This window comes from Bradyrhizobium sp. SUTN9-2 (assembly GCF_003122645.1).
GTDB classification, from domain to species: Bacteria; Pseudomonadota; Alphaproteobacteria; order Rhizobiales; family Xanthobacteraceae; genus Bradyrhizobium; species Bradyrhizobium yuanmingense.
The window spans coordinates 6,976,490-6,991,294 of sequence record NZ_LAXE01000001.1 but is presented as its reverse complement, the minus strand read 5'-3'; the positions used below and the strand labels follow the sequence as shown (position 1 = coordinate 6,991,294).

Genomic DNA, 14,805 nt, shown 5'->3' with positions numbered 1-14,805 from the left:
CGATCAACCGCAAGGAGCGCGCGGATTACGAGGCCGCGGCGATCCGGGACGGTGTGTCGAGCTATCACATCAAGGCGCTGCAGGGCGAGAGCTTCGTCATCGCGCCGCAGAGTGACGAATATTTTCCGGTGTTCTACTCCACTCAGCCGAAGACCTCGTCGGTCTACGGCATGGACTACACGACCGTTCCGGAGCGACGGGCGGTGCTGGAGCGCGCGCGCGACAACGATCGCGTCGCAGCCATGCGCACGCGCCTGTTCGGGCCGAAGGACAGCGACCGGCCGTCCTATGTCCTCGTCGTCGTTCCCGTCTACGCCAAGGGAACCTCGCGCGAGGAGATCGCGGACCGGCGCCGCAATATCGCCGGCGTCGTGGTCGGCGTCTTCGACCTGCCGCTGCTGATCCAGTCTATCCGCGTGACCACCGGAGCCAGCCCCGCGGTCAGCATGACGGTCTTCCCGCCGTACACGGCGCAGATCGTCAGCCTCGAGCAGATGCTGCCGGATTATGCGTCGGCCGCCTCGGCGCTGCGGTCGATGCGGGACATCGCGCGGACCCTGCACTGGTCGGGCAGTCTCAAGATCGGCGACACCGATTGGCAGGTGCGGGCGGTTCCGACCGCCGGCGGTCCGCTGGCGACGACTTACGACCGCGCGGTTGCGGTCCTCGTCGTCGGCATGCTGCTGACGCTGTCGTTGTCGACCTATCTGATGCTCGCCAGCCGCAATTCGCGGCGGCTGTCGCTGGCGAACCGGCGCGTGCTCGAGCTTGCCCAGACCGACATCCTCACGGGATTGCCGAACCGCGCCTTTTTCCTCACCCGGCTCGACGAGATGAACGGCAAGTTGAGCGTGAGGGGCGAGCCCTTCGCGATCCTGATGCTCGACCTCGATCGCTTCAAGAACGTCAACGATTCCCTCGGCCACGCGGCCGGCGATGCGCTGCTGCGCCAGGTGGCGCAGCGGCTGAAATCCGCGCTGCGCGCCAACGACGTGCTGGCGCGGCTCGGCGGCGACGAATTTGCCATCATCCAGCAAGCCGGCGAGGACCAGCGCGCCTGCTCGACCGATCTGGCGGCGCGGATCGCCAAGCTCGTGAGCGAGCCGTTCCTGCTGCCCGGACACCGCGTCGAGATCGGCACCAGCATCGGCATCGCAATTGCGCCGGATCATGGCAGCGATCAGGAGCAGCTCCTGAAGAAAGCGGATCTCGCGCTCTATCGCTCGAAATCGGCCGGCCGCAACTGCTTCACCGTTTATGATGAGGCGATGTCGGCCGAGCTGGAGGCCCGCAATACGCTGGAAGGAGATCTGCGCGACGCCATCGCGCGCTGCCAGCTGGAGGTGCACTATCAGCCGTTCGTCGACGCGCTCAGCGGCGAACGACGCGGCTTCGAGGCGCTGGTGCGCTGGCGGCATCCGACGCGCGGCCTGATCCCTCCGGACCAGTTCATTGCGCTTGCGGAGGAGACCGGGCTGATCGTGCCGCTCGGCGAATTCGTGCTGCGGCGCGCCTGCGCGGACGCAGCCGGCTGGCCTGCCGATCTCATGATCGCCGTCAATCTTTCGCCGATCCAGTTCAAGGAAGCCGAGCTGTTCGACATGATCTGCGCGGCGCTCGCCGATTCCGGCCTGCCGCCGCAGCGGCTCGAGATCGAGATCACGGAATCCGTGCTGCTGGAGCGCGGCAGCGAGAATCATGCCTTCATGGAGCGGCTGAAGCAGCTCGGGGTCGAGCTCGCGCTCGATGATTTCGGCACCGGCTATTCCTCGCTCAGCTACCTGACCGCGTTCCCGTTCGACAAGATCAAGATCGACAAGTCGTTCATTCGCAATCTGACGCAGCAGCCGCGCTCTTCCGCCATCATCTCCTCGATCGTGACGCTGGCGCGCGGACTGGACATGTCGGTCACGGCCGAAGGCATCGAGACGCGCGAGGAGTTCGACCGGCTGAAGGCGCTCGGCGTCAATTTCGCGCAAGGCTATCTGTTCGGCCGGCCGCATCCGATCGAGCGGATCCTGTTCGACGCGCCGGTCAAATCCTCACGGCTCGACGCCGCCTGAGCGCGCCGCTCAAGCAGTATTTAGGTCGTCATGCCCGGGCATAGCCGTCCGAAGGACGGCGTCGCTTCCGCTCGCCTATGTCCCGGGCATCCACGTTCTCCGTCCTGCGTCGCAAGACGTGGATGGCCGGGACAAGGCCGGCCATGACGTTGCGGGAGCGTCTGCGCCCCGCTCAAGAGGCATGCGCGAAAAGCGCTTGACCCGGACATCCCCGGATGGTCCGAAGAACCGTCTAGGGATGAAACAAGCATACAACATGCGGCTTCCGTTCTTCTACGGCTGGATCGTCGTCGCCGTGACTTTCGTCACCATGGCGATCGGCGTCAACGCGCGCACCGCCTTTTCGCTGTTCTTTCCACCCATCATCTCCGAGTTCGGCTGGGAGCGCGGCGTCACGGCGGGCGCCTTCTCCTTCGGCTTCTTGGTGTCGGGCGTGGTCAGCCCGCTGATCGGCCGCCTGATGGACCGCGCGGGTCCGCGCGCGGTGATGGAGCTCGGGGTCGTGCTGATGGGCGGCGGCCTTTTGCTGGCGCCGCTGACCAGCGCGCCGTGGCACCTCTATGTCACCATCGGCGTCATGGTCGGTGCCGGCAGCGTCTGTCTCGGCTATTCCGGCCAGTCGCTGTTCCTGCCGAACTGGTTCATCCGCAAGCGCGGCTTCGCCATCGGCATCGCTTTCGCCGGCGTCGGTATCGGCTCGGTGACGCTGCTGCCATGGGTGCAGCACATGATCGAGCAGACCGGCTGGCGCACCGCCTGCACCGCGATGGGCCTGCTCGTCCTGATCGCGCTGGCGCCGATCAACCTGCTGCTGCACAAGCGCCCGGAGGACATCGGCCTCCTGCCGGACGGCGATGCCGCCCCCGCCGCAGGCGCGGCAAGCCCGGTCTCCAACGTGGTCGATCACGTCTGGGTCAACACCGACTGGACGCTGCGGCGCGCCGTCGCGACCGCGCGGTTCTGGTGGATCGGGCTCGGCTATTTCTGCGGCCTGTACATCTGGTATGCGGTGCAGGTGCACCAGACCAAATTCCTGCTCGATGTCGGCTTCAGCCCCGGCGTTGCGGTGTGGGCGCTCGGAATGGTTAGCCTGCTCGGCATTCCCGGCCAGATCGTGCTGGGGCACGTCTCCGACCGCATCGGCAGGGAGTGGGTGTGGGCGATCAGTTGTGCGGGTTTCGTCATCTGCTTCGCCGCGCTGATCGCGCTGAAATATCTGGCTTCGCTCTGGCTGGTTTATCTGATGGTGTTCACGCAAGGCGCGCTCGGCTACGGCCTCACCTCGATCATGGGCGCGGTGGTGTTCGAGATCTTCCAGGGCAGGCACCAGGGCAGCATCTTCGGCACGATCATGCTCGCGGCGCTGGCGGGCGGTGCGGCCGGACCGTGGCTGACCGGCGTTCTCTATGATCGCGCCGGCGACTACACGCTCGCTTTCGCCCTCGCCATGGTCGTGAGCGGGGTGTCGGCGCTTGCGATCTGGCGGGCGGCGCCGGGCAAGGTGAGGGCCGTGGCCGGCCGGCTGCACAAGCTCAAAACGGCATCCGAATAGGTCCGGTACGCTTCAAGATACCTTCGGCGTTTTCGCGAAGCGTTAATCATGCCGCCTCTTGGCGCAGCGCGCCGGAATTGCAAAAACGTCTTGGACACCATCGGAGCGTTAACCTCTCGCCGATTGCCGCATTTCCCGATGCCGCTGGTCCAGACGATGCCCGCCTCCGATCACCTTGCGACTGAAATTCCTGACGTGCTGCGCGCCGCGCTCGAACGCGCCGACGATGGCATCGTCATCGTCGATGAGGCGCATCGCATCACCCACTTCAACCCCGCCGCGGAACGGATCTGGAAGCTCGCCGCCGCCGAGGTGCTCGGCCGCGATGCCGCCGTCCTCACCCTCAAATGCCTAAGCGCCGGTGCGACCGCGGATTTCCGCGAGGAGATCAGCCTCGTGCGGCACGACGGCAGCCGTATCAAGGCGCAGATCGCGATGTCGTCGGCGACGGTCGACGGCGCGACCCATCACATCGTGTTGGCGCGCGACGTCACCCTCGATGCCGAACGCCGCGCCAGGATCGCACTTCTCCACGCGGTCTCCGACCAGACCAACCGCGTGGTGATCATCACCGACGTCGAGCAGAACATCGTCTACGTCAATTCCGCGTTCACGGCGCTGTTCGGCTATACCAGCGAGGAGGCCGAAGGCCGCCGCGCCGGTGAGCTCATTGCCGGCCGCCACACCGATCGCAAGGCGATTGCGAAGCTCGTCAAGCGGCTGATGCATGGCGGTCAGCGCGACGAGGCCGAGGTGCTCGTCTACGACAAGGATGGTGAGGAGATCTGGGTCTCTGCCCGGATCGACGCCTTCCGCGACAAGAAAGGCCGGGTCAAGCACATCTTTGCGCTGCTCGAGGACATCACCGAATCCCGGCAGCTGCGCTCGCTGCAGCAACTGATCATGGCGGCGCTCGCCGACGAGGCGCCGATCACCGAGATTGCCGATCGGCTGTGCCGCCGCGTCGAGCAGATCGCGCCCGGCGTCGTCTGCTCGCTGCTGCACGTCGATGCCGCCGGCTTGCTCCATCCGCTGGGCGGCCCGAGCTTGCCCGAGGACTATTCCCGTTCGCTCGACGGCATCGCGATCGGTCCCGAGGTCGGCACGTGCGGAACCGGAGCCTTCTACGGCATTCCGGTTCTGGTCGCCGACATCGATGCCGATCCGCGCTGGCAGCCCTACAAGGCGCGGCCGCTCGAAGTGGGCTTGCGCGCCTGCTGGTCGACGCCGATCAAGGCCAAGGACGGTCGGGTCATCGGCACCTTCGGCTTCTATTATCGCGAGCCGCGGGCGCCGAGCAGATGGCACCGCCAGATCGTCGATGCCTGCGTCAACCTCGGCGCGTTCGCGATCGAGCGCAAGGAGGCACGCGCTGAAATCGCGCGGCTGGCCTATCACGACATGCTCACCGGCCTGCCGAACCGCGCGCAGCTGCGCCACCTGATCACGACCGCGATCAATGCCTGTCCGACCGGAGGCCATGTCGCGCTCGCCTTCCTTGACGTCGATCATTTCAAGGACGTCAACGACACGCTCGGCCACGCCGCCGGCGATGAGCTCTTGATCCTGCTCGCGCAGCGCCTGCGCGAGCAGATCGGTCCCGACGACATGCTGGGACGGCTCGGCGGCGACGAGTTCGTCATCCTGCTGCCGCAACGCAATGCCGAGGCCGCTGAGCGCATCGCGGCCGGGATCACCGAGGCCCTGTCCGCACCGTTGCGGCTCGGATCGAAGCTGATGCCGATGTCCGCCAGCATCGGAATCAGCCTCTATCCCGATCACGCCACCGACATCGACACATTGATGCAGCAGGCGGACGCCGCCATGTACATGGCCAAGCAGGCCGGACGCTCGACGCATCGCCTCTTCAGTGCCGAGATGAACGTGCTCGCGGAGCAGCGGCTGGCGCTGATCGCGGCGTTGCGCCGCGCCGTCGCGGAAGCTGTGCTGAGCCTCAGCTACCAGCCGCAGATCCGCAGCTGCGACGGCGCGATCCACGGCGTCGAGGCGCTCGCGCGCTGGCGCGATGCCGTGCTCGGCGACGTCTCGCCGGCAAAGTTCATCCCGCTCGCCGAGGAATGCGGGCTGATCGAGCAGATCGGCATGTGGTCCGTGCGCGAGGCCTGCCGTCAGATGGCGAGCTGGCGCCGCGCCGGGCTCAACATCCCCTGCGTCTCGGTCAATCTGTCGCCGATCAATTTCCGCAACGTCACGCTGGCCGCGCGGCTCAAGGACATCCTGGCCGAGCACGATCTGCCGCCGGACGCGCTGATGCTGGAGATTACCGAAGGCGCGTTCATGCAGGACGGAGCCGCGGCGCTGGAGACGATGAACGCGATCCGCGAGCTCGGCGTCGGCCTCTCGGTGGACGATTTCGGCACCGGCTATTCCAGCCTCAGCCGGCTAGCGCATCTGCCGATCCGCGAGCTCAAGATCGACCGCAGTTTCATGCGCGACATCGAGCAGGACGCGGGCGCGCTCGCGATCGCCACCGCCGTGGTCCGCGTCGGCCAGGGCCTCGGCATGAGCGTGGTCGCCGAGGGGGTCGAGACCGAGGGGCAGCGCAAGACGCTGGCCGAGCTCGGCTGCGACATCGTCCAGGGCTTCCTCTACGCTCCCCCGCTGCCGCCGGTCGCCTTCGAGCGCTGGCTGATCGAGCATTGCGCCGAGCAGGCGAGGGCGATGCTGGGGCGGCTTGACCTTGTGGCGGACAAGGCTGCCGTGAAGCAGTCGGCGTAGCCGGCTTTGAGCGGTAGGAATGCATCAGCGACCGGCGGCAGAACGGCCTTCGCTAGAGCATCGAAAGCACGACAATGCCTTCCTCGAGCTCCCCTGAAGCCAGGCGCGCCCGCGCCATGCGCTCGAACTCCGTGCGATGCTTCTGTAGATAGCTGAAGGCCTGCTTCTGCGTGTTGAATGTCGTTGCAAGCCGGCACATCTGCCGATTTGCGCCGGACGCGAGAAAGAATGTGATGGTTCCGTGATCTGGCTTTATGCGAGGCACGATCTGCACTCTCCGGCATGGGATCGGCACTTCAGATTCGCAGGCGGCGTTGAAGACGGCTATCGCGCCAACTTCCTTGTCCGCTTCTTGAGCTTAGGCGCCGGCAAAGTCGATCGAAGAGCTTCATCGGCCGCTTCCCTCGCCTGGCGCGCCTCTCGAAGTCGCGCCATGTTCTTGCGAACCTCGATGGCTTGCCTTTCCACGTCCGCCAATGCCCGCGCGCCCTCTTCGGCGGCCAGGCGCTTGCGATCGGAACGTGTAATGCTTTCGGGTGACGGCTCTGCCGGCTTCTTGCTGCTCATCGTTCACCCGGATCCGCAAAGACTAAACCCGCTCAATCCAGGGATTGAGCGGGCAAAGCGACCGTTTCAGTACATCCGTGAAACGGCGCAACGATCTCAAGCCAGCGAGAGGTTCTCGGCGCTGACTTTGCCTCGCATCTTGTCGGTCTTGATCTCGAAGTTGACCTGTTGGCCTTCGCCGAGACCGGCAAGCCCAGCCCTTTCAACGGCGCTGATGTGAACGAACACGTCGTTGCCACCGTCGTTTGGCTGGATGAAACCGAAGCCCTTTTGGCCGTTAAACCACTTGACCGTACCTGTCGTCATTTTCTTCTCCAAAGCGCGCGAGCGCATCCCGCGCGACGATCGCGCGGTTACCTTCAACTTCGTCGATGTCTTTGGAAAAGGAGCCCGCGGGCGCATTCAACAAGGCACAGCGGCTAATCGAACGACTTCAATATATACGACTTTCATGCATTTGCAAGGAGCGAAGCCAGTTTGTTTGCTGCGAGGCCATTCTTCTGTTCCGATCGCGGCGCTTTGCGTGTGTCGGTCGATCTGCGAGCAAGGCGTTATCGATTGACCGAACAGGTCTGCTGACGATCAGCCTATCGGCGCAGCTGCGCCGCCCGCGCCGCTAGGCTGACGCCAATCCCGTCCTCCGCCGCAAATCCGTGATCGCGCGCAGGAAACTGTCGGCCGGCGTCGTCTCGGGGTCGATCAGCCGGTGCAGGCGAAAGCCGTCTTCCAGCGCGAGCACGACGGAGGCGATCCAGGGCGGGTTCAGATTGACGTTGCGCCCGTTGCTCTTCGATGTCGCTTCGATGATGTCGGCGACCAGCCTGCGCCGCGCGCGCAGGCGTTTGGCAAGTTCCGGGCGGCGCTTTTCGGCCCGCGCCACGAACAGGATCATCTCCATGTGCAGCAGGGGCGAGCGGCCGAGCGGATCCTGGCGGCTGCGGTCCATCGTCTTCAACGCCGCGATGAAGTCGTCGAGATTGTCGTGCTGCGCCAGGATGTCCATGTTGCGCCGGATCGACTGCGCGACATGGTCCTCGAGCATGGCGATGATCAATTCGTCCTTGCTCTTGAAGTTCGAATAGAACGCGCCGCGGGTGAAGCCCGCCGCCGCCGCGATCGCCTCGATGCTGGCGCCACCGATGCCGTCTGCCTCGAACACGCGCGCGGCCGCCTCGAACAGCGCCTCGCGTGTGTCGTCCCTGGTCGGCCTGGTTCTCACCCTTGACATCGGCGCAGCTTAGGGCAGAATGCAACTCGATACAACAATGTATCGAGTTGATAATTTACAGGGATGGTTACGCTGGGCGATGGGGCAGCCTTGCGTATGCGTGTCGTGCGGCAACCGATCCGAGGTCACCATGAACGAGCAAGTGCAACCCGCTGGCGGACCGCTGTTCAACCCGCTCTCGCCGGATTTCATCCGCGATCCCTATCCGCACTATGAGCGGCTGCGCACGGTCGATCCGATCCACGTGACGCCTTTCGGCCAGTACGTCGCCAGCCGGCACGCCGAGGTCAGTCTCGTGCTGCGTGACAAGCGCTTCGGCAAGGATTTCGTCGAACGGACCACGCGCCGCTACGGCCCGGAGATCATGAAGGAGCCGGTGTTTCGCAGCATGAGCTACTGGATGCTGCAAGCCGATCCGCCGGATCACACCCGCCTGCGCGGCCTGGTCGTGAAGGCCTTCACCGCCCGCCGGGTCGAGGACATGCGGCCGCGGATCCAGGAGATCGTCGACCAGGCGATCGATGCCGTGATCGAGCGCGGCCACATGGACCTGATCGAGGATTTCGCCTTCCGCCTGCCCGTCACCATCATCTGCGACATGCTCGGCATCCCCGAGGAGCATCGCGAAGTGTTCTACAAGAGCTCGCGCGACGGCGGACGGCTGCTCGACCCCGTGCCGCTCTCGCCGGAGGAGATCCGCCAGGGCAACGCCGCCAACCTGATGGCGCAGATGTATTTCCAGCAGCTGTTCGAGCTGCGCCGCAAGAATCCCGGCGACGACCTCATCACCCAGCTGGTGCAGGCCGAGGAGGACGGCAACAAGCTCACCAACGAGGAGCTGACCGCCAACATCATCCTGCTGTTCGGCGCAGGCCACGAGACCACGGTCAACCTGATCGGCAACGGCCTGCTCGCGCTCCACCGCAACCCGGATCAGCTTGCGCTCCTGAAAGCGAAACCGGAGCTGATGACGAACGCGATCGAGGAGTTCCTGCGCTATGATTCCTCGGTGCAGATGACCGGGCGCGTCACGCTGGAGGAGATCGAGGACCTCGGCGGCGTGACGATCCCCAAGGGCGAGACCGTGCTGTGCCTGCTCGGCTCGGCCAACCGCGATGGCGCGGTCTACCCCGACAGGCCCGACCGGCTGGACGTCACCCGGGCGAACGTCAAGCCGCTGTCGTTCGGCGGCGGCATCCATTTCTGCCTGGGGGCCCAATTGGCGCGGATCGAGGCCGAGATCGCCATCGCCACGCTGCTGCGGCGGCTGCCGGATTTGCGCATCGACGACATCGAGACCCCGGAATGGCGGCCGACCTTCGTGCTGCGCGGGCTAAAGCGGCTGCCGGCGAGCTGGTGAGGGGGCTTGCGCGTTAACCTCCGCGCGCAACAGTCGCTGTGACTTCGCCATACTTCCCCCTATATAAGGGGCTGTTCCGGCGCGCCTGAGGCTCTCAGCTTCGGCCCAGGCCGGTTTGGCCGAGGGGAGACCCGTGCAGACGACGCTGCTCGGATTGGCGATTGCCTTCATCATTGCGCTGCTGGCCGCGCTGATCGGGCCTTACTACATCGACTGGAACCAGTTCAGGCCCCAGTTCGAGGCGGAGGCCGGCAAGATCATCGGCGTGCCGGTGCGGGTGGCGGGCGAGCTCGATGCGCGGCTGTTGCCGGCGCCGACGCTGCGGCTGCGCGGCGTCACCTTCGGCGGCAACAACGATCTCGGCCGCCTGCGCGCCGACAAGCTCGATGTCGAGTTCAGCCTCGGCTCCCTGATGCGCGGCGAATGGCGCGCCACCGAGCTTTCGGTCGGCGGCATGGCGGTCGATCTTGGTCTGGACGCGCGCGGACGGGTCGATTTGCCCTCCACCGCGAGCGGCACCTTCAACCTGGCCTCCCTCGCCATCGAGCGGCTGAACCTCACCGGCCGCATCGCCTTGCACGATGCCGCCAGCCGCTCGACGCTGGAATTGAACGATATCGCCTTCTCCGGCGATGTGCGCTCGCTCGCAGGCTCGGTGCGGGGCGACGGCAGCTTCACCGCGCGCGGCGTGCGCTACCCGTTCCGCGTCTCCTCCGGCCCCAGCGCCGACGGCAGCGCCACCCGTCTCCACCTCAACATCGATCCCGGCGAGCGCGCCATCCTCGCCGATCTCGAGGGCGTGCTCGCCTTCGACAATCGCCAGCCGAAATTCGAGGGCGCGCTGACCCTCGCCGTGCCCGCGGCCAGGAAGGCGGGCGAGGCGGGACCGACGCCCTGGAAGCTGGCGACCAGGCTCAAGGCCGATCCGGCCGGCGCGAAATTCGAGCAGATCGACGCGAGCTTCGGCCCGGAGGACACCGCGCTGAAGCTCGGCGGCGTCGGCGATCTCAGGTTTGGCGCATCGCCCTTGCTGCGCGCGGTGCTGTCGGCGCGGCAGGTCGATGCCGACAGGCTGACTGCGAAGGACGATGCCGATCCGCAGCGCGTCCTGCCGGCGCTGCGCGCAGGGCTGGCGGCGATCCCGCAGGTGCCGATCCCTGCCCAGATCGAGTTCAATGCCGATCAGATCATGCTCGGCGGCCGTCCGCTCCAGAACATCGCGACCGAGCTTGCGACCGACGGCCGGTCCTGGACCTTCCGGCGGCTGGAGCTGCGCGCGCCGGGCATGACGCAGGTCTCGCTCAATGGCGCGGCTCCCGGCGCCGACAGTTTCAGCGGCCGGCTCAGCGTTGAATCCCCGGATCCCGACACGCTGGTGGCCTGGCTGCAGGGCCGCAGCGAGATCACCCGCCGCAGCACGCGGCCGCTGCGTCTCGCGGGCGACGTCACCATCGCAGCCAATCATCTCGCCATCGACAGGCTGAAGGCCGACATCGATGGCGGCGCGATCGAAGGCCGCATCGTCTTCGTGCAGACAGGCGCGAGCAACGGCTCGCGGATCGATGCGGACCTCAGGGCCGACCGGCTCGACCTCGATGCCGCCGCGAGCTTCGTGCGCGCGCTGGCGGGGCCGCAAGGCGAATGGCCGGAGGAGGCAAAGCTCTCGCTCGATATTGGCCGCGCGATCTCCGCCGGCCAGGAGCTGCGGCCGTTCGCAGCCAGGCTCGCCTACAGCCCGGCGTCGCTGTCGCTGGAGCAGCTGCGCTTCGGCCAGGGCGGCGGCGTGACCTCGGAGGCGAGCGGCAGCTTCGACCGCACCAAGACGACCGGCAAGCTCGCGCTGAAATCCTCGGCCAATTCGCTGCGCGAGCTCACCGCGCTGGTCGAGCCGTTCGCGCCCGCGCTGCGCGCGCGCCTCGATGCGCTCCCGTCCTTGCCCGGCGCGACCCGTCTCAAGCTCGATCTCAGCCTCGACAAGAACGCCGAGCATGCCGATCGCAGCAATGCCCGCTTCGTGCTCGACCTCGACGCACCGCAACTCAAGACCACGGCGACCCTGGCCGCGCAGACGCCGGCGGCCGCCATCGGCGGTATCGACCTCGAACGCCTGCGCAACAGCGACTTCACGCTGGACGCGAAAGTGGCGGCGCCGCAAGCCGGCGCCTTGTTGGCACTGCTGGGGCTCGACCGCATCGTGGCCGCGGGCGAGGGCGCCTCGCAATTCGAAGGACGGTTGAGCGGAGCCTGGCGCCGTCCCTCGCAATTGAACGCAAAGCTCAGCGGCGGCGGGCTCGATGCCGACGCGCAAGGCAGCGTCGAATGGTCGGAGTCCAAACCGTCCGAACCCAAATCGTTCGAGCCCAATTCGTTCGAACCGAAGGCGAGCGTGAACCTGCGCGTGCGCAACGCCAATCTGGCGCCGCTGCTCGGGACCAGCCCGGCCGGCAAGTCGGCGCAGAACGTCAGCCTGTCCTCCCGCCTCACGCTCTCCGGCAATCGCCTGACCTTCGGCGATCTCGACGGCAATGCCGCGGGCTCGCATCTGCGCGGCCATGTTTCGGTGACGCTCGATCAGGACAAGAGCATCGACGGCGAGGTCGGTCTCGACTCGCTCGATCTGGCGCCGGCGCTCGCAATCGCCGTCGGCGCAGCCGGTCGTGAGTCCGGCGAGCCGCTCAGCGCAGGATTGGTCAGCGGCTGGCGCGGCCGCATCGCCTTCCAGGCCTTACGCGGAACGTTGCCCGGCGGCATCGAGCTCCGCCCCTTCGGCGGCACGATCCGGAGCGACGGCCAGTCGCTCGCATTCGATGCGCTCAAGGGCGGCGTCGGCGGCGGCGACATGTCCGCAAGCCTGGACGCGCGCAATGGCGCGGGTGGGCTTGCGCTGAACGCGCGCATCGAGCTCAGCAACGTCGATGCGGCGGCGCTGCGCTATCGCGACCTCGCCCTGCCCAAGGGGCGCGCCTCGGTGCAGATGGCGCTGACCAGCCAGGGCCGCAGCGTCGCGGCCTTGACCGGTGCGCTCGCCGGCAACGGCACGGTGACGCTCGAATCCGCCGAGATCGCCGGCCTCAATCCGCGTGCGTTCGAGATCGCCATCCGCGCCAGCGACGGCGGCCAGGTCAATGACGACAACCGGCTGCGGCAGCTCGTCGAGCCCGCGCTGTCGGCGGGGCGCATCGCGGTGCCCTCGGCGCAGATTCCGTTCACGATCCGCGACGGCCGCCTGCGCATCGGCGCAACGCCGCTGGAAGCGAAGAACGCCCGCGCCATCGTCTCCGGCGGCTACGACATTCCGGCGGACCAGGCCGACATCCGCGCCAGCCTGACGCCGATCATGACGGGGCTTTCCGGCGCCCCGCCCGAGATCCAGCTGTTTGCGGCAGGCCCGCCCGACAGGCTGAGCCGTACCATCGACCTCGCACCGCTGTCGTCATGGCTTGCGGTGCGCACGATCGATCGCGAGACGCGGCGGCTCGACGCCATCGAGCGCGGCGAGCCGCCGCCGGCCACCGCTGCGCTGCCGACGCTGGTGTCCCCGGAGATAGCGACCGAGCAGGCGCCACCCAACGTGCCGCTGCCGGGCCAGGACCCGCGCCGCGCGCCGGCAAAGCCCAGGGTGGCGCCGACCCCGAAAGCTCCGCAGGCCGCGCCCGCCGCGCCAAGCCCCTCACTGACAAGCCCTTCACTGACGAGCCCGCCGCTCGCGAGCCAGCAGCTCGCGCCGCTCCCTCCGGCCATCGACGTGAAGCCCGCGCCGGGCCCGCCGCCCGCCAAGCCCAGGCCGAAGCCGCCGCTTGTGCTGACGCCGCAGAATCCGTAGACGGCGCTATCTAAAGCGCTCCGTTGCCGATGCTCGTCATGCCCGGGCTTGTCCCGGGCATCCACGTTCTTTGTGCCATGCGGCAAGGCGTGGATGGCCGGGACAAGCCCGGCCATGACGCGGAGAGGTTTCAGTGCCCAAAGCTTCTCGGCTCTTGCACAACAGTAAATCCATTCCCTCGCATTTGACGGAATTTTCGTCGGCAAAACTGATTTGCCGACTTTACTGAATTCTCGCGTTTCATCTCTAGCGTAGGTTCCCAGAGGAATTCGGCGTCGCGCCGCGAGCGGCGGGACGGCTCGCCAACGGGCTGCCAAGTACTGGGGTGATCGAGATGAACGGGGCGAAATCGCTTCTGCAGGATCTGGACGACGCGATCGCGCGCGGCACCGACGAAAGCCGGTCACGCGCATTATGGCATGCGACCGACATCCTGATCACCGGCCGCTACAGCGACGACGAGATCAGCATGTTCGGCGAGGTGATCGGCCGGCTCGCCGACGAGATCGAGGTGGCTGCGCGCGCGCAGCTCTCCGAAGTGATGTCGGCCTGCGATCACGCCCCGCTCAACGTCATCGAAAGGCTCGCCCTCGACGACGAGATCGCGGTTGCCGGTCCCGTGCTGCGCGATTCCAACCGCATCGACGAGAAGATGCTGGTCCAGAGCGCCATGACCAAGGGCCAGGCGCATCTGCTGGCGATCTCGCAGCGCCAGTCGATCGGCGAAGCCGTGACCGACGTGCTGGTCAAGCGCGGCAACCAGGAGGTCGTGACCTCGGTCGCCAGGAACGAGGGCGCGCGGTTCTCCGGCTCGGGCCTCTTGCACATGGTCCGCCGCGCCGAGGGCGATTCGATCCTTGCCGAGCAGCTCGGCCTGCGCAAAGACGTGCCGCGCCACATCTTCCAGCAGCTGATCGCGAAAGCCTCCGAAGACGTCCGCCGCCGCCTCGAGACCGAGCGGCCCGAGATGATGTCGCAGATCCAGAGCTCGGTCACCGAGGTCACCGGCGATCTCCAGTCCAAGTTCGGCCCGTCCTCGCGCAGCTATTTCGTCGCCAAGCGCGTGGTCACGACGCAGTATCGCCAGGGCAATCTCAACCAGGACTCGATCTCGAATTATGCCCGCCAGCACCGCTTCGACGAGGTCCAGATCGGCCTGTCGCTGCTGTCGGCGCTGCCGGTCGACGTGATCGAGCGCGCGTTGATGGACCGTAACCGCGAGATGATCCTGGTGCTGTGCAAGGCGCTCGACTTCTCCTGGGACACCACGATGTCGCTGTTGTTCCTCGGCGCCAAGGATCATCTGATCACGGCGCGCGAGCTCCAGGACAACGAGCGCGAGTACGGCCGGCTCAAGATCGAGACCTCACGCAGCATTCTGAAGTTCTACCAGTCGCGCAAGACCGGCGCGGGTGCCGATACGGGCCGTCAGCCCGAGCTCCAAGTCCACTGACTGGCCCACTGAGGAGAGGG

The 14,805-nt window shown here is 66.7% G+C and carries 10 protein-coding genes; 6 read left to right on the top strand and 4 right to left on the bottom strand.

Annotation, left to right across the window (positions count from 1 at the left end):
- The 3 genes from XF30_RS32420 to XF30_RS32405 form a co-directional block, all read left to right on the top strand.
- A partial coding sequence (locus XF30_RS32420) for a putative bifunctional diguanylate cyclase/phosphodiesterase (RefSeq protein ID WP_109144947.1) occupies positions 1 to 2,063 on the top strand: 2,063 nt, incomplete at its 5' end.
- Between the two features lie 256 nt (positions 2,064 to 2,319).
- Positions 2,320 to 3,615 carry an MFS transporter gene (locus XF30_RS32410; RefSeq protein ID WP_109145938.1) on the top strand — a complete coding sequence of 432 codons (1,296 nt, stop codon included), beginning with the start codon at positions 2,320 to 2,322 and terminating at the stop codon, positions 3,613 to 3,615.
- A gap of 156 nt (positions 3,616 to 3,771) precedes the next feature.
- Positions 3,772 to 6,354 carry an EAL domain-containing protein gene (locus XF30_RS32405; RefSeq protein WP_192893475.1) on the top strand — a complete coding sequence of 861 codons (2,583 nt, stop codon included), beginning with the start codon at positions 3,772 to 3,774 and terminating at the stop codon, positions 6,352 to 6,354.
- A 52-nt stretch (positions 6,355 to 6,406) separates the two neighbouring features.
- Here the strand turns inward: XF30_RS32405 and XF30_RS39975 are convergent, their stop codons facing one another.
- From XF30_RS39975 to XF30_RS32385, 4 genes are all read right to left on the bottom strand, one after another.
- Positions 6,407 to 6,628, bottom strand: coding sequence for a hypothetical protein (locus XF30_RS39975; protein WP_036006506.1), 222 nt, complete (start codon positions 6,626 to 6,628; stop codon positions 6,407 to 6,409).
- A gap of 50 nt (positions 6,629 to 6,678) precedes the next feature.
- Positions 6,679 to 6,921, bottom strand: coding sequence for a transcriptional regulator (locus tag XF30_RS32395; RefSeq protein ID WP_109144944.1), 243 nt, complete (start codon positions 6,919 to 6,921; stop codon positions 6,679 to 6,681).
- 96 nt (positions 6,922 to 7,017) lie between these two features.
- The gene (locus tag XF30_RS32390) at positions 7,018 to 7,227 is read right to left on the bottom strand and encodes a cold-shock protein (RefSeq protein WP_109145937.1); all 210 of its coding nucleotides are present in this window, start codon (positions 7,225 to 7,227) and stop codon (positions 7,018 to 7,020) included.
- A 310-nt stretch (positions 7,228 to 7,537) separates the two neighbouring features.
- Positions 7,538 to 8,149, bottom strand: coding sequence for a TetR/AcrR family transcriptional regulator (locus XF30_RS32385; protein ID WP_109144943.1), 612 nt, complete (start codon positions 8,147 to 8,149; stop codon positions 7,538 to 7,540).
- A gap of 130 nt (positions 8,150 to 8,279) precedes the next feature.
- Here XF30_RS32385 and XF30_RS32380 point away from each other — a divergent pair, with 130 nt between their 5' ends.
- The 3 genes from XF30_RS32380 to XF30_RS32370 all read left to right on the top strand — a co-directional run bounded on the left by XF30_RS32380 (position 8,280) and on the right by XF30_RS32370 (position 14,785).
- A complete protein-coding gene (locus XF30_RS32380) occupies positions 8,280 to 9,509 on the top strand; it encodes a cytochrome P450 (protein ID WP_109144942.1) in 1,230 nt (409 codons plus the stop codon).
- A gap of 133 nt (positions 9,510 to 9,642) precedes the next feature.
- A complete protein-coding gene (locus XF30_RS32375) occupies positions 9,643 to 13,332 on the top strand; it encodes an AsmA family protein (protein WP_109144941.1) in 3,690 nt (1,229 codons plus the stop codon).
- 334 nt (positions 13,333 to 13,666) lie between these two features.
- Positions 13,667 to 14,785, top strand: coding sequence for a DUF2336 domain-containing protein (locus XF30_RS32370; protein WP_192893314.1), 1,119 nt, complete (start codon positions 13,667 to 13,669; stop codon positions 14,783 to 14,785).
- Positions 14,786 to 14,805: the final 20 nt, after the last annotated feature.

What these genes read in the sequence shown, in the direction of transcription:
- XF30_RS32410 (WP_109145938.1), top strand. Translation starts at nt 2,320, where the DNA reads ATGCGGCTTCCGTTCTTCTACGGCTGGATCGTCGTCGCCGTGACTTTC.
- XF30_RS32405 (WP_192893475.1), top strand. Translation starts at nt 3,772, where the DNA reads ATGCCCGCCTCCGATCACCTTGCGACTGAAATTCCTGACGTGCTGCGC.
- XF30_RS32395 (WP_109144944.1), bottom strand. Translation starts at nt 6,921, where the DNA reads ATGAGCAGCAAGAAGCCGGCAGAGCCGTCACCCGAAAGCATTACACGT.
- XF30_RS32390 (WP_109145937.1), bottom strand. Translation starts at nt 7,227, where the DNA reads ATGACGACAGGTACGGTCAAGTGGTTTAACGGCCAAAAGGGCTTCGGT.
- XF30_RS32385 (WP_109144943.1), bottom strand. Translation starts at nt 8,149, where the DNA reads ATGTCAAGGGTGAGAACCAGGCCGACCAGGGACGACACACGCGAGGCG.
- XF30_RS32380 (WP_109144942.1), top strand. Translation starts at nt 8,280, where the DNA reads ATGAACGAGCAAGTGCAACCCGCTGGCGGACCGCTGTTCAACCCGCTC.
- XF30_RS32370 (WP_192893314.1), top strand. Translation starts at nt 13,667, where the DNA reads ATGAACGGGGCGAAATCGCTTCTGCAGGATCTGGACGACGCGATCGCG.